At 61.2% G+C, this 20809-nt stretch carries 17 protein-coding genes; 14 read left to right on the forward strand and 3 right to left on the reverse strand.

Annotated elements, in window-relative coordinates:
* Positions 1-212 precede the first annotated feature (212 nt).
* Together ACI2KB_RS11895 and moaA are read right to left on the reverse strand one after the other, a co-directional pair.
* A complete protein-coding gene (locus ACI2KB_RS11895; RefSeq protein WP_404634665.1) occupies positions 213-1097 on the reverse strand; it encodes a LysR family transcriptional regulator in 885 nt (294 codons plus the stop codon).
* A gap of 45 nt (positions 1098-1142) precedes the next feature.
* Positions 1143-2141, reverse strand: coding sequence for a GTP 3',8-cyclase MoaA (gene moaA / locus ACI2KB_RS11900; protein WP_404634667.1), 999 nt, complete (start codon positions 2139-2141; stop codon positions 1143-1145).
* Positions 2142-2492: 351 nt separating this feature from the next.
* Between moaA and ACI2KB_RS11905 the strand changes: the two genes are divergently transcribed.
* From ACI2KB_RS11905 to ACI2KB_RS11920, 4 genes are all read left to right on the forward strand, one after another.
* Positions 2493-4820 (forward strand): FdhF/YdeP family oxidoreductase, encoded by a 2328-nt coding sequence (locus tag ACI2KB_RS11905; RefSeq protein WP_404634669.1) that lies wholly within the window; start codon positions 2493-2495, stop codon positions 4818-4820.
* Positions 4821-4951: 131 nt separating this feature from the next.
* The gene (locus ACI2KB_RS11910) at positions 4952-5455 is read left to right on the forward strand and encodes a sigma-70 family RNA polymerase sigma factor (RefSeq protein ID WP_404634671.1); all 504 of its coding nucleotides are present in this window, start codon (positions 4952-4954) and stop codon (positions 5453-5455) included.
* Positions 5456-5504: 49 nt separating this feature from the next.
* On the forward strand, positions 5505-6509 hold the full coding sequence (locus ACI2KB_RS11915) for a FecR family protein (RefSeq protein WP_404634673.1): 1005 nt from the start codon (positions 5505-5507) through the stop codon (positions 6507-6509).
* Positions 6510-6617: 108 nt separating this feature from the next.
* Complete coding sequence (locus ACI2KB_RS11920; RefSeq protein WP_404634675.1) at positions 6618-9086, forward strand: TonB-dependent siderophore receptor; 2469 nt, start codon at positions 6618-6620, stop codon at positions 9084-9086.
* A gap of 103 nt (positions 9087-9189) precedes the next feature.
* Here the strand turns inward: ACI2KB_RS11920 and ACI2KB_RS11925 are convergent, their stop codons facing one another.
* Positions 9190-11094, reverse strand: coding sequence for a sigma 54-interacting transcriptional regulator (locus ACI2KB_RS11925; protein WP_404634677.1), 1905 nt, complete (start codon positions 11092-11094; stop codon positions 9190-9192).
* A gap of 239 nt (positions 11095-11333) precedes the next feature.
* On the opposite strand from ACI2KB_RS11925, the gene ACI2KB_RS11930 reads away from it, so the two are divergent.
* From ACI2KB_RS11930 to ACI2KB_RS11975, 10 genes are all read left to right on the forward strand, one after another.
* A complete protein-coding gene (locus ACI2KB_RS11930; protein WP_062387355.1) occupies positions 11334-11816 on the forward strand; it encodes an MSMEG_0572/Sll0783 family nitrogen starvation response protein in 483 nt (160 codons plus the stop codon).
* Positions 11817-12019: 203 nt separating this feature from the next.
* Positions 12020-12997 (forward strand): Nit6803 family nitrilase, encoded by a 978-nt coding sequence (locus ACI2KB_RS11935; RefSeq protein ID WP_404634679.1) that lies wholly within the window; start codon positions 12020-12022, stop codon positions 12995-12997.
* A complete protein-coding gene (locus ACI2KB_RS11940; RefSeq protein WP_404634681.1) occupies positions 12984-14066 on the forward strand; it encodes an MSMEG_0568 family radical SAM protein in 1083 nt (360 codons plus the stop codon). Before ACI2KB_RS11935 ends, ACI2KB_RS11940 begins: the two co-directional genes overlap by 14 nt.
* Positions 14067-14092: 26 nt before the next feature.
* Entirely contained in the window at positions 14093-14653 is a 561-nt protein-coding gene (locus ACI2KB_RS11945; RefSeq protein ID WP_404634683.1) for an MSMEG_0567/Sll0786 family nitrogen starvation N-acetyltransferase, read from the forward strand.
* On the forward strand, positions 14646-15674 hold the full coding sequence (locus ACI2KB_RS11950; RefSeq protein WP_404634685.1) for a sll0787 family AIR synthase-like protein: 1029 nt from the start codon (positions 14646-14648) through the stop codon (positions 15672-15674). Before ACI2KB_RS11945 ends, ACI2KB_RS11950 begins: the two co-directional genes overlap by 8 nt.
* A 1-nt stretch (position 15675) precedes the next feature.
* Positions 15676-15996, forward strand: coding sequence for an MSMEG_0570 family nitrogen starvation response protein (locus tag ACI2KB_RS11955; protein WP_404634687.1), 321 nt, complete (start codon positions 15676-15678; stop codon positions 15994-15996).
* A gap of 174 nt (positions 15997-16170) precedes the next feature.
* A complete protein-coding gene (locus ACI2KB_RS11960; RefSeq protein WP_404634689.1) occupies positions 16171-17457 on the forward strand; it encodes an MSMEG_0569 family flavin-dependent oxidoreductase in 1287 nt (428 codons plus the stop codon).
* A gap of 218 nt (positions 17458-17675) precedes the next feature.
* Positions 17676-18407: a GntR family transcriptional regulator gene (locus tag ACI2KB_RS11965; RefSeq protein WP_404634691.1), complete on the forward strand. Its 732-nt coding sequence runs from the start codon at positions 17676-17678 to the stop codon at positions 18405-18407.
* Between the two features lie 132 nt (positions 18408-18539).
* Positions 18540-19829 carry an MFS transporter gene (locus ACI2KB_RS11970; RefSeq protein WP_404634693.1) on the forward strand — a complete coding sequence of 430 codons (1290 nt, stop codon included), beginning with the start codon at positions 18540-18542 and terminating at the stop codon, positions 19827-19829.
* 66 nt (positions 19830-19895) lie between these two features.
* The gene (locus tag ACI2KB_RS11975) at positions 19896-20741 is read left to right on the forward strand and encodes an amidohydrolase family protein (protein ID WP_404634695.1); all 846 of its coding nucleotides are present in this window, start codon (positions 19896-19898) and stop codon (positions 20739-20741) included.
* Positions 20742-20809 lie beyond the last annotated feature (68 nt).

Below are 20809 nucleotides of genomic sequence, written 5' to 3' on the forward strand. Positions count from 1 at the left end.
GACCGAAAGCCCACAATGAACGCCATCCCCAGCCTCAATCACGAGGCGGGCCAACGCAGTTGGACGATTGAGTCGTCTGTATCGCGAACCTTGAGAGGTGATTTTCATGGGCAAGATGACGCTGTTTCTACTGGGCTTTCTGGCGCTGACCATCTCCATCGGCCTGCTGGCGACCATTCCGCCGGGCTGACGAGCACGGACCCGAACGCGCTTCACTTTTGGTAAAACGCGCGCGCCTCGGCATAGCACTGTTCGGCAATGGCCGAGCGCGGTTCGGTGGCGCGCATGACGATCCCTAGCGGCGTGAGAATGCCCGCGTCGGGCAGTTTCATGAACGCCAGGTGGTTGTCACCGGTTTCGATACCGCTGTCCATCGGCATGACTGCGCAACAAAAGCCCGCGCTCACCGCTTGCAGCAACTGGAACGTCGAGTCGCTTTGCAACACGGCGCGCGGATGCAAACTGCGGCTGTGGAAGCTCAGGTCGATGGATTTTCGGTAGTGCATGCCATCGGTGATCATTCCCAGTGGCAGTTCGGCGGCGGCCTGCCAGGTGATTTCGTTGCCCTCGAACTGGAAATGGCGCTGGTCATACAGCAAGCCCACTTGGGTCGAACCCGCTTCGAAGAACGCAAAGTAGTTGCGATTGACCCGGTCCAGGTAGCAGATCCCCAGATCGAGCTGGTTGTTGGCCAGCCCTTCGATGATCTCGTCGCTGCTCAGCGATGACACCGAAAACGTCAGCTCCGGGAACACCGACGCCAAGTGTTGCATGCAGCCGGTCGGGTTGAAGCTGCTCAGCGGCACCATGCCGATCCGCACGTTGCCCACCAGTTGCCCGCGACAGGCCGCGACTTCGGCGAACAGGCCGTCATGCGCGGCGAGCAGCGTTCGCGCCCAGGCCAGCACCCGTTCACCGGTTTCGGTAAACCCTTCGAAACGCTGGCCGCGATTGACCAGCACCACGTCCAGTTCCTCTTCCAGATTGCGCAAGCGCATGGACAGGGTCGGTTGAGTGATATTGCAGCGCGCAGCGGCCTGCCCGAAATGCCGCGTCTCTTCCAGCGCAAGCAGGAATTTGAGCTGTTTGATGTCCATGCGGAGCCTGTCTGGAAAGGGGGGAGTTGTCGCGGGGTGTCGGGATCAGCCACCGGTCATGTTCATGAAACGAACCAGTTGCACCTCATCATTGAGTTTGAAGTCATGACGATACGGTTTGAGTTTCATGGCTTCTATGATCGCCCGCTCAAGCGGTTCCGGTTGATGAGGAAAGTTGCGAAGTACCTGTTTAAGGTCGGCAGAGTGTTCATTGCCAAGGCATAACAACAGGCGACCTTCAACGGTTAAACGAACACGGTTGCACGTGGCGCAAAAGTTATGACTGTGGGGCGAAATGAAACCGATTCGAATATGCGGCGCATCGGCAGGGCGACAATAACGGGACGGACCGCGAGTGGTTTCAGCGGAGTCAAGCAGAGGGTATTTCTGCTCAATTGATAGACGAACCTGATCACTGGAGAAAAATGCTTCTTTACGGCTGTGTTCGTGGATGATGCCCAGCGGCATTTCCTCGATGAAGGTGATGTCCAGATGTCGGTCGATGGCGAACTCGATCAGGTCGATGATCTCGTCATCGTTGCGGCCTTTCATCACCACGCAGTTGAGCTTGGTCTGCCGGAAGCCCGCATCCCACGCGGCGTCCAGCCCGGCGATGACCTTGTGCAAGTCACCCGTGCGGGTCAACTCGCGAAAGCGCGCAGGGTTCAGGCTGTCCAGGCTGACGTTCAGGCGTTTGACGCCTGCTTCTTTCAGCGACCCGGCCAGTTTTTCCAGCTGCGAACCGTTGGTGGTCATGCACAGTTCCTGTAGGCCGGGCAGGGCGGCGATGCGTTCGCACAGTTCGACGATGCCCGGCCGTACCAGCGGCTCACCCCCGGTCAGACGGATTTTGCGGGTGCCCAGTGCGACGAAGCTTTGCGCCACCTGGAACAGTTCATCCGTGCTGAGTACTTGCTGGCGCGGCAGAAATGTCATGTCCTCGGCCATGCAGTACACGCAGCGAAAATCGCAGCGGTCAGTGACCGACATTCGCAAGTAGTCGACCTTGCGAGCGAACGTATCGGTGAGCGTGGGATGAGACATGGCCGCCTCTCGGTGATGCCGGAAAGATGGATCAGGCGTTCAGAATAATCAGGGGGTGCAGGCGCGTCCAATCACTACGAATGACTGGACGATAAGTAACATCTATCACGCTATCAATATAAACATTTATATATAGCGACTCATCCCGATGTATAGGTGTCAGGTGATGATCGATATCGCTTATCGTCTGGTCGTTAATAGCGATTGGACAGTCTTTTCAACGGGGCTTAGTGTTTTTGGCACACCGCAGATATTCCGTATTTCTCGAATATCGCTGAGTTATTCCTACCGTGATGTATCCCTTTGAAAGTGGCTGCGTTGAGCACATGTCCGTGGCCATGGAGAATCAAGATGAGCCAGGTCGAACGTTACAAGCCCTACAAAGGCGCTGCCGCCGGTTGGGGGGCGTTGATTGCCGTGACCAAAAACTGGGTCGGCAGCAAGAACGCCTTCAAGAACATTCGCGCGATGCTCAAGACCAACCAGAACGGTGGCTTCGACTGCCCCGGTTGTGCGTGGGGCGAGTCGCCGGAAAACGGCATGGTCAAGTTCTGCGAGAACGGCGCCAAGGCAGTGAACTGGGAGGCGACCGGGCGTCATGTCGATCCGGCATTCTTCGCGAAACACAGTGTCAGCGCGCTGCTGGAGCAGACCGATTACTGGCTTGAATACCAAGGCCGCCTGAGCCATCCGATGCGCTACGACGCCGCCACCGATCATTACGTGGAAACCAGCTGGGACGAGGCCTTCGCGCTGATCGCTCGTCACCTCAAGCAACTGGACTCACCCGATCAGGCCGAGTTCTACACCTCGGGCCGGGCCAGCAACGAAGCCGCGTTTCTGTATCAGTTGTTCGTCCGCGCCTACGGCACCAACAACTTCCCCGACTGCTCGAACATGTGCCATGAGGCCAGCGCGGTGGGGATGTTCGAATCCATCGGCGTGGGCAAGGGCACCGTGGTGTTTCACGATCTGGAGAAGGCCGACGCGATCTTCGTCATCGGCCAGAACCCCGGCACCAACCACCCGCGGATGCTGGAACCGCTGCGCGAAGCGGTCAAGCGCGGCGCTCAGGTGATTGTTTTCAACCCGCTGAAAGAGCGCGGTCTGGAGCGTTTTCAACACCCGCAGCATCCACTGGAAATGCTCAGCAACGGCTCTGAACCCACCAACACCGCGTACTTCCGTCCGGCGCTGGGTGGCGACATGGCTGCGATCCGCGGCATGGCCAAATTTGTTCTGCAATGGGAAATGGAAGCGCTGGCCACCGGCGGCGAAGCGGTCTTCGACCGCACCTTCATCGCCGAACACACCTCCGGGCTTGAGCAATACCTGAGCGCGGTGGAAGCCACGCCCTGGGAGCAGATCGTCGAGCAATCCGGCATGACGCTGGCCGACATCGAACTGGCGGCGCGCATGTACTGCAAGGCGAAGAACGTGATCATGTGCTGGGCCATGGGCCTGACTCAGCACACCCATTCGGTGCCGACGATTCAGGAGGTGATCAACCTGCAACTGCTGCGCGGCAACATGGGCCGTGAGGGGGCAGGGGTGTCGCCCGTGCGCGGCCACAGCAACGTGCAGGGCGACCGCACCATGGGCATCAACGAGGTGCCGTCCAAGGCGCTGCTCGATGCATTGGAAAACCGCTTTGCGTTCAAGGTGCCTCGGGAAGAAGGCCACAACACCGTGACTGCCATCAAGGCGATGGAAGACGGCCGCTCGAAGGTCTTCATCGGCCTGGGTGGCAACTTCGCGCAAGCGACACCGGACACGCCACGCACCCACGCCGCGCTGCGCCGTTGCGACCTGACCGTGCACATCGCCACCAAACTCAACCGCAGCCATCTGGTGACTGGCAAGGACGCGCTGATCCTGCCGTGCCTGGGCCGCACCGACATCGACATGCAGGCCACCGGCCCGCAGGGCATCACCGTCGAAGACACCTTCAGCATGGTGCACATCTCACACGGCCAGTTGCGCCCGAGATCGAAACACCTGCGCTCGGAACCGGCCATCATCGCGGGCATCGCCCACGCGACATTGGGCGATCATCCCATCGACTGGAATTGGGTCATCGAGGACTACAGCCGTATCCGCAACCTGATTGCCGACGTGATCCCCGGCTTCAAGAACTTCAATCAGCGCCTGCTCAATCCGGGTGGCTTTCACCTGGGCAACAGTGCAGCTGACCGGGTCTGGAAAACCACTACGCAGAAAGCGCGCTTCATCCCCAGCCGTTTGCCTGAACAGCTGGTCAACGCCTCGATTCGCAGCCTGAAAGAGACCCCGGACCTGATCCTCCAAACCATGCGTTCCCACGACCAGTACAACACCACGTTGTACGGCCTCGATGATCGCTATCGCGGGGTGTACGGCATGCGTGAGGTGGTGTTCGCCAACGAGGAAGACATTCGCCGCCTGGGGTATGAGCCGGGTGACAAGGTCGACATGATTTCGCTCTGGGACGACGGGCGCGAGCGTCGGGTGAGCGGCTTCACGCTGCTGGCCTACGACATTCCCAAAGGGCAGGCTGCGGCGTATTACCCGGAGACCAACCCGCTGGTGCCGCTGGACAGCTACGGCGACCGTACCTTCACGCCCACCTCGAAGTTCATTGCCATCAAGTTCGCCAAGGCGACCCTCGATAGCCGTTTGATTACCTCCGCTGTGGCCTGACGCAGCGGGCGCTCGTTCGGTAAGGCCGTCCCTTGAAATGTGGGCGACGGCTGAGTCGGGATGGTAGATTGCGCCAGATAGTAAGAATCATTACTATTCGCGACTCCTTCCCCCCCTCATTCCCGTTCCCCATGTCGCTCAAGCTGCCGCGAAGCAAAGGCTTTCTTGATCATTACGAAGAGCTCGTGGGCACGTGGACCCGCCGTCTGAAGAATCGTCATCAGGCCGAGGACCTGACCCACGATGCCTTCGTACGGGTGCTCGAATCACCGGGAGGGACAGAAATCGAGCAGCCACGGGCGTATTTGCACCAGACGGCCCGCAACATCGCCGTCGACACCTGGCGGCGCGAAGACCGCCGCGCGGAGCTTGAACTCGAATCCGTCGACAGCACAGCCGGCCACGCGGGTGACCCGGAGGCGTTCATGCATGCCGTTCAGCTGGCTGATTCCATCGAGCGTGCGCTGGCCGAGTTGCCGCTCAATTGTCGCAAGGTGTTCGTCTGGCAGAAACTCGAAGGGCTGACGCAACTGGAGATCGCCGAGCGCCTGGGGTTGAGCAAGAACATGGTGGAAAAGTATATGATTCGAACGCTTCGCCATTTGCGCGACCGACTGGATGATTCGGCGCCATGAAGCTTCGTTATCGGGAACAGGCCCGCCCACTTTCTGCTCAGGAATTTTCATGACGACGGACCGTGAATGCCCATGTGGCATCGAAGCTGTACGGGATCAGGCGGCCTTGTGGTTTGCCCGTTCGCGGGACAATGATCTGCCCGCCGGGCAGCGTGCCGACTTTGAAACATGGCTGGCCGAGCATGACCAGCACGCCCATGAGTTTCGTCTGCTCCAAAACCTCTGGGGCGCCGCGGACCTTCTGCCCAGAGCGCGCCTTGAGGCGCTGCTCGAACCCGACGCGCCGACTCCCCTCAAAGCGCCGCCATCCAATGCCCGTCGTACGTTTGTACGCTACGCCGTGGCAGCGAGCCTGATGGTGGCGGTGGTGGGCAGCGGGTTCTACTTCGGTCTGGACAGAGGACCCGAATACAGCGCCGAATTCGCCACCGTGCTGGGCGAGCGCCGCCAAGTCGCGCTGCCGGACGGCTCGGTAATCGACCTCAACGGGCGCACGCGCCTCAACGTGCATTTCTACGACGCCAGTCGACAGGTGGAATTGGTCGAAGGCGAAGCCATGTTCAGCGTCCAGCACGACACCTCCAAACCGTTCGTGGTGCAGACCGGCAACGGTTCGGTCACGGTCACTGGCACCCGCTTCGACGTGCGCCGCGACCCGACCCGAACGCTGGTGGCGGTGGAATCCGGGACGGTGAAGGTCAAGGGCAAGGCGGATGAGCAGGGCAATCGGGTCACCCTGACAGCCGGGCTAGGGTCGAGTATCGACGTCAGCGGTAAAGTCACCCCGGCATCGGCCGTGAACACTGCTGCCATTACGGCCTGGCGCGGCGGCAAACTGGTGTTCAACGACGCGTCCCTGCGTGACGTGGCGCTGGAAGTGTCTCGCTACCGTGAAAAGCCGCTGCGCGTGGCGGAAGGCAAGACCGCCAATCTGCGCTTGACCAGCGTGTTCAAATCTGATGACACGGACGCGCTGCTCCGGGCCTTGCCGAGCATCTTGCCGGTGGCCGTGCGGACCTTGCCGGATGGCAGCCAGGAAATTTTTTCAAGATAGATTCAGGTTTTTTGTCCGCCCTTCGTCTTCTTGTCCAACTGTGATTGCTTAGCATTCAGAACAGCGACGCAGTGCCCGCATTCTGGAACCCTCAGGACAAGACCCGACGTGAAAAACAATAGACTCAACACGCTCTCTCTGGCTGTCAGCCAAACGCTGCCGCCTTCCTCCCGCTGGTTGCCCTGGGCACTGGCCCTGGCCGTCAGTGCGGGCGTCAGCCATGCCCACGCCGAAGGTGCGCCAACGGCCATTCACATTCAGGCGCAATCGCTGGGCGCCGCGTTGAGTCAATTGGGCCAGCAGACGTCCCTGCAAGTGTTCTTCAGCCCTGATTTGGTCGCAGGCAAACAAGCCCCGGCGGTGGATGGCAACCTGTCGCCGGAAGCGGCCTTGCGTTCACTGCTCCAGGGCAGCGGACTGGATTACGAAATCTCGGCGGACACCGTGGTGCTAAAGCCTGCGGGCGTGAGTGCGTCGGCCACGCCAGGCAGCCTTGAAATCGCACCGATGGAAGTCAAAGTGGTGGGCGACTGGCTCGCCGATGCCGATCAGGCGGTGGTGCAGAATCACCCCGGTGCACGGACGGTGGTGCGCCGTCAGGCGATGGTCGAGCAGGGCGCGCAGAATGTGGGCGACGTGTTGCGCCGTGTGCCCGGCGTGCAGGTGCAGGAATCCAACGGCACCGGTGGCAGTGACATTTCCCTCAACGTCGGCGTGCGTGGCCTGACGTCGCGCCTGTCGCCACGCTCCACGGTCCTGATCGACGGCGTGCCCGCCGCATTTGCGCCGTACGGTCAGCCGCAGTTGTCGATGGCGCCGATTTCCTCGGGCAACCTGGACAGCATCGATGTTGTGCGCGGTGCAGGTTCGGTGCGCTACGGGCCACAGAACGTGGGCGGGGTGATTAACTTCGTGACCCGCGCCATCCCGGAAAAACTCACGGGCGACCTGTCCAGCACCCTCGAAACCAGCCGTCACGGTGGTTACAAGAACATGGAGACGATGTTCATCGGCGGCACAGCTGAGAACGGTCTTGGCGCTGCGCTGCTGTACTCCACCGTCAATGGCAACGGCTATCGCTCCAGCAACAATGACAACGACATCGACGACGTGCTGCTCAAGACCCACTGGGCGCTGACCGAGCAGGACGACCTGTCGGTGAACTTCCACTACTACGACGCCACGGCGGACATGCCGGGCGGTCTGACCCAGAAGCAGTTCGACGGCAACCCTTACCAGTCGGATCGCGATTACGACAACTTCACCGGGCGCCGCAAGGACGTGTCGATCAAGTACAAACGCCAGATCGACGAATCGACCCAGGCCGAAGTGCTGACCTACTACACCGACAGCTTCCGCGGCAGCAACATCGCCGCCCGCGATCAGAAAACCCTGGGCTCATTCCCACGCAGTTACCACACCTTTGGCATTGAACCGCGTGTGTCCCACGTGCTGGACCTGGGGCCGACCACTCAAGAAGTCAGCGTCGGCGCGCGTTACTTGAAAGAAGCCATGCACGAACAGGCGTCGCGTCTGGGGCTGGTCAACAACACCCCAGTGGCGATTCCCGGCTCCGATGGCCATGTGTACCAGGATCGAACCGGCGGCACCGAAGCCACGGCGTTCTACATTGACGACAAAATCGACGTGGGCAAGTGGACCATCACGCCGGGCATTCGCTTCGAGCGCATCAGCACCGACTGGCACGAGCGCTCGGTGCTGGGCACCAACGGCGTGCGGGTGCAGGAGAAGGACCGCAGCGTCAACAACAACGAGCCGTTGCCTGCGCTGAGCGCGATGTATCACCTGTCGGACGAGTGGAAACTGTTCGCCAACTACGAGACCTCGTTCGGCAGCCTTCAATACTTTCAGGTGGCACAGGGCGGCATCGGCAATGACACCGCCAACGGCCTGCAACCGGAAAAGGCCAAGACCTATGAACTGGGCACCCGCTATGACAACGGCACCTGGGGTGGCGAGCTGACAGCGTTTTACATCGACTTCGACGACGAACTGCAATACATCAGCAACGACGTGGGCTGGACCAATCTTGGCGCGACCAAGCACCAAGGCATCGAAGCGTCAGCACATTACGACCTGAGTGCGCTGGACGCGCGTTTGGCCGGTCTGACCGCCAACGCCGGGTTCACCTACACCCGCGCCACGTACGAAGGGGATATTCCGGGCTTCAAAGGCCGCGACCTGCCGTTCTATTCCCGCCAGGTGGCGACGGTTGGCCTGCGGTATGAGATCGATCGCTGGACCTACAACATCGACGGCTACGCCCAGTCCAAGCAACGCGCACCGGGCACCGGCACCAACGCGGACGGCAGCTTCAACGGCAACTACATCACCGAACCGTCCGCCGATGGCCAATATGGCAACATTCCCGGTTACGTCACCTGGAACCTGCGCGGCGCCTATGACTTCGGCAAACAGATGTCCAACCTGAAACTGGGTGCGGGGGTGAAGAACGTCTTCGATCACCAGTATTTCACCCGTTCCAGCGACAACAACTCGGGGATTTACCTGGGCCAGCCAAGGACGTTCTTTGTGCAGGCGAGTGTGGGGTTTTAAGGATGCTACCGGATCAGACTTCATATACAGCTGCTCTTGATTCTGGCCGCTCCTACGCCTTCGGCAGAATCAAAAACAGATCAGCACACGGTCAATCATCGATTCAATTCACCTCAATCCCCAACCGCTTGAGCCGCGACGCCAAGGTCGTCGGCTTCACGCCCAGCAACTCCGCTGCGCCGCCTTTGCCAAACAACTTGCCCTTGGCGGCCTTGAGCGCTGCCTGCACGTTACTTCTTTCCAAGTCGTGCATCTGCGACTCGGTGAGAAAGCCATCGCCCGGCAAGGAACTGCCCGATGAGGCACTGGCGGTTTTTGGCTCGTCGGGCAAATCCAGGTTCAAATCCGCGCCGGTTGAGGTGATCAGCCCGCGCTCGATCACGTTCTGCAATTCCCGAATGTTGCCCGGCCATGAATAGTTTTGCAGCCGCTCGATGTCACTGTTGCGCAGTCGCCGCCCCGGCATGTTCAGGCGCTTGCCCACCTGTTTGAGAAAGTGCGCCGCCAATGGGGCGATGTCCATTGGCCGGTCGCGCAGAGCGGGGGACTGGATCGGAAAAACGTTGAGGCGAAAGTACAGGTCCTCACGAAAATGTTTGGCCCCGACTTCCTGCCGCAAATCGCGGTTGGTCGCGGCGATGATGCGCACGTCCACCTTGCGCGTACGCTCTTCGCCCACCCGCTCGAATTGCCCCTCCTGCAACACCCTCAGCAATTTGCTTTGCAGCTCCAGCGGGATTTCGCCGATCTCGTCGAGAAACAGCGTCCCGCCATCGGCCAGCTCGAAGCGTCCGACGCGATCCCTGACGGCGCCGGTGAACGCGCCGCGAATGTGGCCGAAGAATTCGCTCTCGAACAGTTCAGTGGGAATCGCCGCGCAGTTGACCCGAATCAGCGGGTGCGCGCTGCGACGGCTGGCCTGGTGAATGGCGCGGGCGATCAGCTCTTTGCCGGTGCCGGACTCACCGTTGATCAACACGCTGGCGTCGGTGGGCGCGACCACGTCGATCTGTTTGATGATTTTCAGGATCGGCGCGCTCTGGCCGACGATTTCTCGGAAGTTGTGCTCGATGTGAATCTCTTCCTGCAAATAGGCGTTCTGGTCTTCCAGGCGCTGTTTGAGCACCTTCAGTTCGTCCAGCGCGGTTTGCAGTTGGGATTCGGTGCTGCGCCGTTCGGTGATGTCGCGAAACACCACCACCGCGCCCGCAATGCGTCCATCGGCAATCACCGGGGTGCTGGTGAATTCCACCGGGAAGAAACTGCCGTCGCGGCGCCAGAACACTTCCTGACGACCTTCATGCACCACACCGTCGTGCACGGCCTTGTAGATGGGGCAATCTTCCACCGGGTAGTGGCTGCCATCTTCATGGCTATGGTGATGAATGCGGTGGATGTTCTTGCCGATCATGTCTTTCACTTCCCACCCCAGCATGCGCGCCCCGGCCGGGTTGACGAAGGTGGCCAGCCCCTCGCTGTCGATGGCGTAGATGCCGTCGCCCACCGAGCTGAGCAGCAGCTGATTGTCGCGCTCGGACTCCTGGAACAGGTTGAGGATGTTGCGCCACTCGATCAGCCCGCCACGCATGGTGCGCTCGGTGTGTGCCTGGTCTTGCTGGTATTTCTGCTGACTGGCTTCGCGCATCACCAGAATCAGTTGCGGACCGCCCTTGATCTGCAAGGTGGTGGCGGAAATTTCCAGCTCGATGCGCTCGCCGGTCTTGATGTTGCAGCTCAAGTCATCGGTCCAGCCGCGGCCCTTGTCCATGACCGCTTGAGTGAACACGATCAGGTCCGGCAGTTGATGACCGAACAGCTTGCTCACTGGCAACTCCAGCAACTCCTGACGCGGGTAGCCGAGCAGCTTGCAGGTGGCGATGTTGAGGTCGCCAAAATGGTCGGAGAACGGGTCGAGCAGCGCGATGGCTTCCGCACAATGCTCGAACACCATGTGCCGCGAGGAGTAGGCCAGGTCGGCCCAGCCAATCAGCGAGTCCGGTTCGTTCATGACTACGAAATCTCGTGGTTTATCGGTACGAATATTCGTAGTTCTACGGGAATGCGTAGTGCTCGCAAAGCATCAGACGGTCGCCAAAAAGCCGGATCAGATAATGATCTTCTGCGAAATCAACAGGTTAGGCTTTGAGTCAAAACAGTTTTTATTTCTGGCACGGCGTTCGCTCCTGTCCTTGCGTCACCCGGTGATCGATTCAGACCACCGAACACACCCTAGAACGGAGCGACGATATGCCAAGCGTAGACATCAACCACTATCAAGACGGCGACTTCCTGGTCAATTACGAAGAGAAGGTCTTCGAGGACGTCAAAGCCGAGCCGGGTGAGAAAGCCCTGCTGACCTTTCACACCATCGCGTTCGAAGGGTCGATCGGTCTGGTCAACATGCTTCAGGCCAAGCGCCTGCTGCGCAAGGGCTTCGAGACCAAAGTGCTGCTCTACGGACCGGGCGTGCAACTGGGTGTGCAGCGCGGCTTCCCGACCCTGGGCGCCGAAGCGTTTCCGGGCCATCTGGCCGTCAATAACCAGATTAAGGCGTTCATGGCTGAAGGCGGTGAGGTGTATGCCTGCCGCTTCGCTCTTCAGGCGCTGTACGGCCAGACCGAAAAGGCCCTGATCGAAGGCATCCGCCCGATCAACCCGTTGGACGTGATGGACCTGCGCCTGCTGATGCGCCGCGAGGGCGCGATGATCATCGATACCTGGACGGCGTAAGGCAGGTGTTCAACCCCGACCCTGCAGGCTAACGCATATCCATTGTGGGAGCCGGCTTGCTGGCGAAGGCGGTGGGTCAGTCACTGCTTGATTGCCTGACACTCCGCCTTCGCCAGCAAGCCGGCTCCCACAGCGATCGCGTCCGGCGACACATCGATGCACGCCCGGTGCCAACGATCAACGTACTATCAGGACACCCCGACATGACCACCATCCGCGCCGCCGCCGTTCAGTTCAGCCCCGTGCTGTATTCCCGCGAAGCCACCGTCGCCAAGCTGTGCCGCACCTTGCTCGATCTGGGTCGCGAGGGGGTGCAATTTGCGGTTTTTCCGGAAACCGTGGTGCCGTACTACCCCTATTTTTCCTTCGTTCAGGCGCCGTTCGCCATGGGCAAGGAGCACCTGCAATTGCTGGAGCAATCCGTCGTCGTGCCATCCGATGTGACCCGGCAGATCAGCGAGGCTTGCCGTGAAGCGGGCATCGTCGCCTCCATCGGCGTCAACGAGCGCGAGGGTGGCACGATCTACAACGCGCAACTGCTGTTCGATGCTGACGGCACGCTGATCCAACACCGCCGCAAGATCACCCCGACCTACCACGAGCGCATGGTCTGGGGGCAGGGCGACGGGGCGGGCCTGCGCGCCGTCGACAGCGCGGTGGGCCGCATCGGCTCGTTGGCCTGCTGGGAGCATTACAACCCGCTAGCGCGCTACGCCTTGATGGCCGACGGCGAACAGATCCACGTGGCGATGTTCCCTGGCTCACTGGTGGGCGACATTTTCGCTGAACAGATCGAAGTCACCATTCGCCATCACGCCCTGGAATCAGGCTGCTTCGTGGTCAACGCCACCGCCTGGCTCGACGCCGATCAGCAGGGCCAGATCATGCAGGACACCGGCTGCGCGCTGGGGCCGATTTCCGGTGGCTGTTTCACCGCCATCGTCTCGCCGGAAGGCAAGTTACTGGGCGAGCCGCTGCGCAAGGGTGAGGGCTGGGTCATCGCCGATCTGGATTTGAAACTCATCGACAAACGCAAACGCATGATGGATTCGGTCGGCCATTACAGCCGCCCCGAATTGCTCAGCCTGCTGATCGACCGCACGCCCACCGCCACGCTGCATGAGCGCAGCGCACACCCGATGCTGCCGGTTCGTGAGGAGTTGACCCATGCAAACCAATGAGCTGCTTGCCGAACTGCAATGCCACGGCGTGCGCTGGCCCGCCGCGCAAAATGGCCTGTCGCGCAAGGGTGGGGCAGGTCCGTCGGACCACAAGGCGCTGACCGTGGGCGGTCGGACCATGATGGTGCCAATCCTCAATCAGGCCTCGCAAAGCTCGCCCTATCAGGCGCAACCCAGCGCCGATGGCAGTCTGGCGTTGATCTTTCGCGAAGGCCTGCAAGTCGGTCAGGTGAAGATGCCCGGGGTGCCGAATTTTTACAGCCGCAGCACCGCCGACGGCATCCCCTACTGGAAGATCGCCACGCTGCACAGCGCTGATGTGCTGGCGACCACGGTGTTGCAGCACTGCATTCGTTTCAATGATCGCAGCACGTCTTGCCAGTTCTGCGCCATTGGTCAGTCGCTGGCGGCGGGCAAGACCATCGCCCGCAAACGCCCGCAGCAACTGGCCGAAGTGGCGAAGGCAGCTGTGGAACTGGACGGCGTGAAGCACATGGTGATGACCACCGGCACCCCGCAGACCCCGGACCGGGGCGCGGCGATTCTGTGTGAATCAGCGGCGGCGGTGACCGCAGCGGTCGACCTGCCCATTCAGGCCCAATGCGAGCCACCGGATGACGACATCTGGTTTCAGCGTCTAGCCGACAGCGGCGTCGTTTCGTTGGGCATGCACCTGGAGGCGGTCACCGACGAGGTGCGCCAGCGCATCATGCCGGGCAAGGCCGAGGTGCCGTTGAGTCGCTATTTCGAGGCCTTCGAAGCGGCGGTCAAGGTGTTCGGTCGGGGGCAGGTGAGCACTTACATCCTCGCCGGGTTGGGCGACAGCGAACAGGCGATCACCGACATGAGCGAGCGCCTGAGTGCCATGGGTGTGTACCCGTTCGTGGTGCCGTTCGTGCCCATCGACGGCACGCCACTGGCCCATCACCCCAAACCCGACAGCGCCATGATGGCTCGGCTCTACCCGCAGATCGGTGCCAGCCTGCGCCGCCACGGGTTGCACTCGGAAAACATCAATGCGGGCTGTGCGAAATGCGGCGCGTGTTCGGCGTTGAAGAATCATGAGTGAGCCTTCTGGCTCACGGGAGACGGATCATGCAAAACCTGGCCTTTGCCCTCGTCGATAGCACCTTCGAGCCCTTTCGTGCCGGTGACCTGGTGGTCAAACCGGCCACGGAAAACTGGGAGAAGCAGGCGTACTTTGCCTTGCGCCGCGCGGTGTTCTCCGATGAGCAACACCTGCTGCCCCAGGACAAGGACAGCCATGACTTTCAGGCCATCGCCATTGTTGCGCTGGCGGGCAGTTGCGGGATGGCCGATCAGGTGGTGGGCGCCGTGCGCATCTACCAGCCGGAACCGGGCCTGTGGTTCGGCGGCCGTTTGTGCGTGGCTCAGGCGTACCGGCGTCACAGCATGATCGGCAAAGCACTGGTCAACGAAGCGGTGTCGCGGGCCAAAGACCTTGGCTGCGAAACCTTCCGTGCCACCGTGCAGGCGCCCAACGAAGCCTATTTCCATGGCCTGCACTGGCAAACCCTCGACCAACTGGAGCTATTGGGCCAACCGCACTGCTTGATGCAGGCGGATCTGGCGAGTTACCCGTTGATGCCCCGCCAAGTGTCGCTGCGCCCGTTGAAGGTGGCCCGTCATGGCTGATGTCATCGATCTGAATGCGCTGCTCGACACCCTGCGCAACACCCCGGCGATGCGGTCCAAACAGGCGATTCAGCAGCCCGCCAAGGTCATTGGCGCGATTGAAAAGCCGCTGACCCGGGCCGAACTCTACGCTTTGCCCGGCGACGACACGGCGGCGATTGCCTGTGGCGATCACTTCCAGTTGCTGGCCATCGAGGGCATGTTGCCCGGCTTCGTCAAAGCCGCCCCGTGGTTCGCAGGCTGGTCAGCGGTGATGGCCAATGTCAGCGACATTACCGCCATGGGCGGACGGGCGACGGCGGTGGTCAACGCCTATTGGCACCACGACGACGCGCAGGCACAGGAAATCCTGTCCGGGATTCGCGCAGCCTGTGATGCCTACGGCCTGATGCTGGCGGGCGGGCACACCAGTCTGGCGGCGCAGAACCCGACCGCGCTGGCAGTGGCGATCACGGGTGTGGCAAGCCGTCTGCTGTCGACCCTGCACGTCAAACCGGGCCAGGTCATCGCCATGGCCGTTGACCTTGAAGGGTATTGGCATGCTGACACCGCCTACTGGAAAGCCTTCGAAGGCGTGCCCGCCGAACGTCTGCGCAGCAAGCTGGAAGTCCTGCCGCGTCTGGCCGAGGCGCAGTGGCTGCATGCTGCCAAGGACATCAGCAACGCCGGAGTGCTGGGCAGCCTGTTGATGTTGCTGGAAACCACGGGTTGTGGCGCCGACATCGATCTGCAACAGCTGCCGTGCCCCTCAGACGCCGATCTTTCGCGCTGGCTTCAGGTGTTCCCCAGCTACGGCTTCCTCATGACTCTGGACGAAGCCGACTGGCCCAACGTGCAGGCCGCGTTCGCCTTTGAAGGCCTGCGCTGCGAGCGCATCGGCCGGGTCACCGACAGTGCCGAACTCAGCGTCCAGCACGGCTTGCAACGACGCACCTTCTGGGATCTCAACGCGCAGCCCTTCACCGGGTTCAGCTATTCCCATCTCGACCTTTCACCTTTGTCCGCACACAAGGAGCACTGACATGCCCGCCGTCAATTTCAGGATTCGCTGGCCCAACGGCAAAGAGGCCGCCTGCTACTCGCCCTCGACCGTGATCTATGAGCATTTACAGGAAGGTGCGAGTTACCCGCTGGCTGATTTCCTTCAGCGTGTGGAAGGTGGGTTGAACAACGCGTCGGAACGGGTGAAGCAGGTCAAAGGCTTCTACTGCAGCTCGGCGATGGACACCCTCGGCATGCTCAAGGGCCAGGCGCAGGTTCAGGAGGAGGGGGCGGTGGAAGTGCTCAGTATGCGCACCGAAGGCGGTGGCCGGGTGACCGGGGCCGGGTGGAGTTCTTTTTGATTCAACGCCGACACGACACTGATTCAAACATTGAAACGCGAACCCCCTGTAGCAGTCCGGTTTGCCGGCGGCAGCGGTTTATCAGGTGTTGATGTATGGCCTGACACACCGCCACCGCCGGCAAGCCGGGCTGCTACAGAAAACTTATCTGCATGCACCACCGGAGACATCATCATGCCCAGCTCAATCACCCCCATCAAAACCCCGCACCACAGCGTCATCATCGTCGGCGGCGGGCAGGCCGGTCTGTCGGCCAGTCATTACCTGCAACAGCAGGGCGTCGACCATCTGGTGCTGGAAAAACACAGCGTCACCCACACTTGGCGCAACCAGCGTTGGGATGCGTTCAGTCTGGTCACGCCGAACTGGCAATGCGCATTGCCGGGTTATCGCTACAGCGAAGAGCATGGCGGCCAAGACCCTCACGGCTTCATGAAAAAGGACGAAATCAACGACTACCTCGCAGGCTTCGTCAAAGCCGTCAATGCCCCGGTGCGTGAGGGCGTGTCGGTCAAGCGCGTGGTGCCGCGCGCAGTGGGTGGTTTCGAGGTGCATACCTCCCAGGGCGATTTCACCGCCGATCAAGTGATCTGCGCCTCGGGTGGTTATCACACGCCGATCATTCCGCGTCTTGCCGAACGTCTGCCTGCCGGGATCACCCAGATTCATTCCGAGCAATACCGCAATCCCCAGGCGCTACCGCAAGGCAACGTGCTGGTGGTCGGCTCCGGGCAATCCGGTGCGCAGATCGCCGAAGACCTGCATCTGGCCGGGCGCAAGGTCTATCTGGCCGTGGGCGACGCGCCGCGCTGTGCCCGTTTTTATCGTGGCAAGGACGTGGTCGACTGGCTCGCCGAGATGGGCTACTACCAGATCGGCGTCGATACCCATCCGCTGCGTGAAGGGGTGCGGGATAACACCAACCATTACGTCACCGGGCGCGATGGCGGGCGCGACATCGATCTGCGCAAATTCGCGTTGGAGGGCATGGAGTTGTTCGGGCGTCTGGAGGGGCTTTCGGGCGATGTGCTGCAATTCTCTGGCAACCTGAGCGACAGCCTCGACAGCGCCGATGCGGTCTACAACCGGATCAACGGCTCTATCGACAAGTACATCGCCGAGCAGGGCATCGACGCGCCTGCGGGTGAACGCTATGAGCCTGTCTGGACGCCGACTCAAGAGCGCGGCGAGTTGAATCTGGCTGAGGCGGGCATCACCAGCATCATCTGGTGCATCGGCTTCACCCCGGATTTCAGTTGGGTCGATGCGCCGGTGTTCAACGGTCGTGGCCATCCGGGCCATGTGCGCGGGGTCACGACACAACCTGGCTTGTACTTTCTGGGCCTGCCGTGGCTGTACACCTGGGGATCGGGGCGTTTCTCGGGCGTGGCGCGGGATGCGGAATATGTGGTGGAGCATATTGTGGGGGCGTCGATGGCACGGAAATTGGCCATGCGGTAAACCCAGTTCCTGTAGCAGTCCGGCTTGCCGGCGGCAGCGACCTTACGGACGCCACCGCCGGCAAGCCGGACTGCTACGGACAAGAGCTACAGAGAGGTGAGGGCGGCACCGCTCATCAGACAACCTCGCTCCTCACCCTTGACGATCAAATGTAACGGGACAATACTTCGCTCAGATTCATATAGATGACTAGATAACTACAACAGCGAAGCACCGACATGAACCGACTCTCCAGCGATGTCCGCCTGCCGCTTTATCAACGTTTGCGCGATCAATTGGCCGAACAGATCGCCAATAACCGTTGGCGTCCGGGCGAAGCCATTCCCACCGAAGCTGCGTTGTCCAGCGAGTATTGCCTGTCCACGGGCACCGTGCGCAAGGCCATCGACATGTTGGTCAGCGAGAACATTTTAGAGCGCCAACAGGGACGTGGGACCTTCATTCGCCGTCCGCAGTTCCAGTCTTCGCTGTTCCGTTTTTTCCGTTTTCAAAGCGTGTCCGGCGAGCGTCAGGTGCCGGAAAGCCGCATTTTGTCCATCGAGCCGGTCAGCGCGCCGTCCGCTGTCTCCCAGGCCTTGGGGCTGCCACTGGATGCGCCAGTGATTCGCCTGATTCGCCTGCGTCTGCTCGATGCCCAGCCGGTGCTCGCCGAAGAAATCTGGCTGCCGCAGGTGCAGTTCCAGACCTTGCTGGAAACCGACCTGAGCAAACAGGGCCCGCTGCTGTACCCGATCTATGAAGAGCTGTGTGGTCAGGTCGTGGCCTACGCCGAAGAAACCCTCACCGCCGAAGCCATCAGCGACGTGCATGCGCGCCTGCTGCAAGTGCCGGTGGGCAGCCCGGTGGTGGTGATCGAGCGCCTGGCCCGCAATTACGCCGGGCAGCCGCTGGAGTGGCGCCGCTCGCGAGGGCATGCCAGCCATTTCCGGTACAGCGTGGATATTCGCTAGCTCGACACGATTTATCGCCCGCCGCTGATCCCCTGTGGGAGCGGCGGCATTCGCAAGAACAGATTCAGCCAAGCCCGCCAACCAGAGCAGGCCTCACAACAACTGCCGCACACACGTATAAGGACAAGAAGCATGTTCAATTGGTATCGCCAAGTCACTCCCAAGGAGCGCAAAACGTTCTGGGCCTGTTTCGGCGGATGGTCGCTGGATGCCCTTGAAGTCCAGATGTTCGGTCTGGCCATCCCGGCGCTGATCGCCGCCTTCGCGTTGAGCAAAAGCGACGCGGGCCTGATCAGTGGCGTGACGCTGGTCACCTCGGCACTGGGCGGCTGGCTCGGCGGTACGCTGTCGGACCGCTACGGTCGCGTGCGCACCCTGCAATGGATGATCCTCTGGTTCTCCGCGTTCACCTTCCTGTCGGCATTCGTCACCGGGTTTTACCCGCTGCTGATCGTCAAGGCGCTGCAAGGCTTCGGTATCGGTGGTGAATGGGCGGCCGGTGCGGTGTTGATGGCCGAGACCATTAACCCGAAATACCGCGGCAAGGTCATGGGCACCGTGCAGAGCGCCTGGGCCGTGGGCTGGGGGCTGGCGGTCGGTGTGTTCACCCTGATTTATTCGTTCGTGCCTGCCGATATCGCCTGGCGCGTGATGTTCCTGGTGGGGCTGTTGCCGTCGCTGCTGATCATCTGGGTGCGCCGTAACGTCGAGGAGCCGGACAGCTTCCAGCGTCTGCAAAAGAACAACGCCATCCCGCAGAGCTTCTTCAAATCCCTGGCCGGTATCTTCCGTCCGGAACTGCTGCGTGTGACTCTGCTCGGTGGCCTGCTGGGCCTCGGCGCCCACGGCGGTTACCACGCGGTCATGACCTGGCTGCCGACGTTCCTGAAAACCGAACGTAACCTGTCGGTGCTCAACTCCGGCGGCTACCTGGCAGTGATCATCTTCGCCTTTTGGTGTGGCTGTGTGGCCAGCGGTTTCATGATCGACCGCATTGGTCGTCGCATGAACATCGTGCTGTTCGCCCTGTGCTGCGTGATCACCGTGCAGTGCTACGTGTTCCTGCCGCTGACCAACACCCAGATGTTGTTCCTGGGCTTCCCGCTGGGCTTCTTCGCCGCCGGTATTCCGGCCAGCCTCGGTGCGTTGTTCAACGAACTGTACCCGGCTGACGTGCGCGGGGCAGGGGTGGGCTTCTGCTACAACTTCGGCCGCGTGCTGTCCTCGGTGTTCCCGTTCCTGGTGGGCCACATGAGCGAGTCGATGTCCCTCGGTTCGGCCATCGGCATCGATGCCGGTATTGCCTACGGCGTCGCGGTGATCGCTGCCCTGTGCCTGCCGGAAACCCGTGGTCGCAGCCTCGAAAGCAGCGCCTCGGCGGCGCAGAGCTCGACCTCGCGCAACGAGACCGCCAGCGCCTGATGTTTTTCCAGCGCGGCGGCCCCGGAGTTCAGGGCTTCCGCGCGTTTTTCTCGACAGATGAGTCCCATGTCCGACACTTTTCCCGCGTCGATCCTCGGTATCGACGGCCACGCACACGTATTCAGCAGGGAGCTGGATCTGACATCGGCACGACGCTATTCACCGGATTACGACGCCACCCTGGCGATGTATCAGCACAACCTGCAAAGCCACGGTTTGAGCCACGGCGTGCTGGTGCAGCCGAGCTTCCTCGGCACCGACAACAGCTACCTGCTCGACGCGTTGAAGCAGGCGCCGCAGCAGTTACGGGGTGTGGTGGTGGTCGAGCGTGACATCAGCCGCGCCGAGCTGGACACGATGGATCGATCGGGCGTGGTCGGCATTCGTCTGAACCTGATGGGCAAGGCGCTGCCGGATTTTTCCGAGCCTGAATGGACAGTACTGTTCGGGCATATCGCTGAACTGGATTGGCATGTCGAGCTGCATCGCCATGTGGCCGACATCCCGACCCTGATTCGCGGCCTGATGCCGTTTGGCGTGAAGATCGTTATCGACCACTTCGGTCGCCCTGATGCGCGTCTGGGCCTCGATCAATCGGGCCTGCGCGAGATGCTGGAGCTGGGTCTGGGCGGTCAGGTGTGGGCGAAGGTCTCGGGCATTTATCGGCTGGAAGGCAGCGAGCAGGAAAACCTCGACTTCGCCTGTGACCTGTTGCCATTGCTGGTCGAAAGCTTCGGGCCGCAGCGTCTGGTGTGGGGCAGCGACTGGCCGCACACCCAGCATGAACAGCGAATCACCTACACATCGGTGGTCAAGCAGTTGCAGGCGCTGGGTTGCACGCCGCAAGTGATGCGCTCGCTGCTGATTGAATCGCCGCAGGTGCTGTTTGATTTTTCGGTGGTTGAGGCTTGAGATAAAACCTCTCGAACAACGCAAAAGCCCGTTGGAGCCGGCTTGCTGGCGAAGGCGGTGTGTCAGAC

Source organism: Pseudomonas sp. NPDC088444, from assembly GCF_044900175.1.
Lineage (GTDB): Bacteria > Pseudomonadota > Gammaproteobacteria > Pseudomonadales > Pseudomonadaceae > Aquipseudomonas.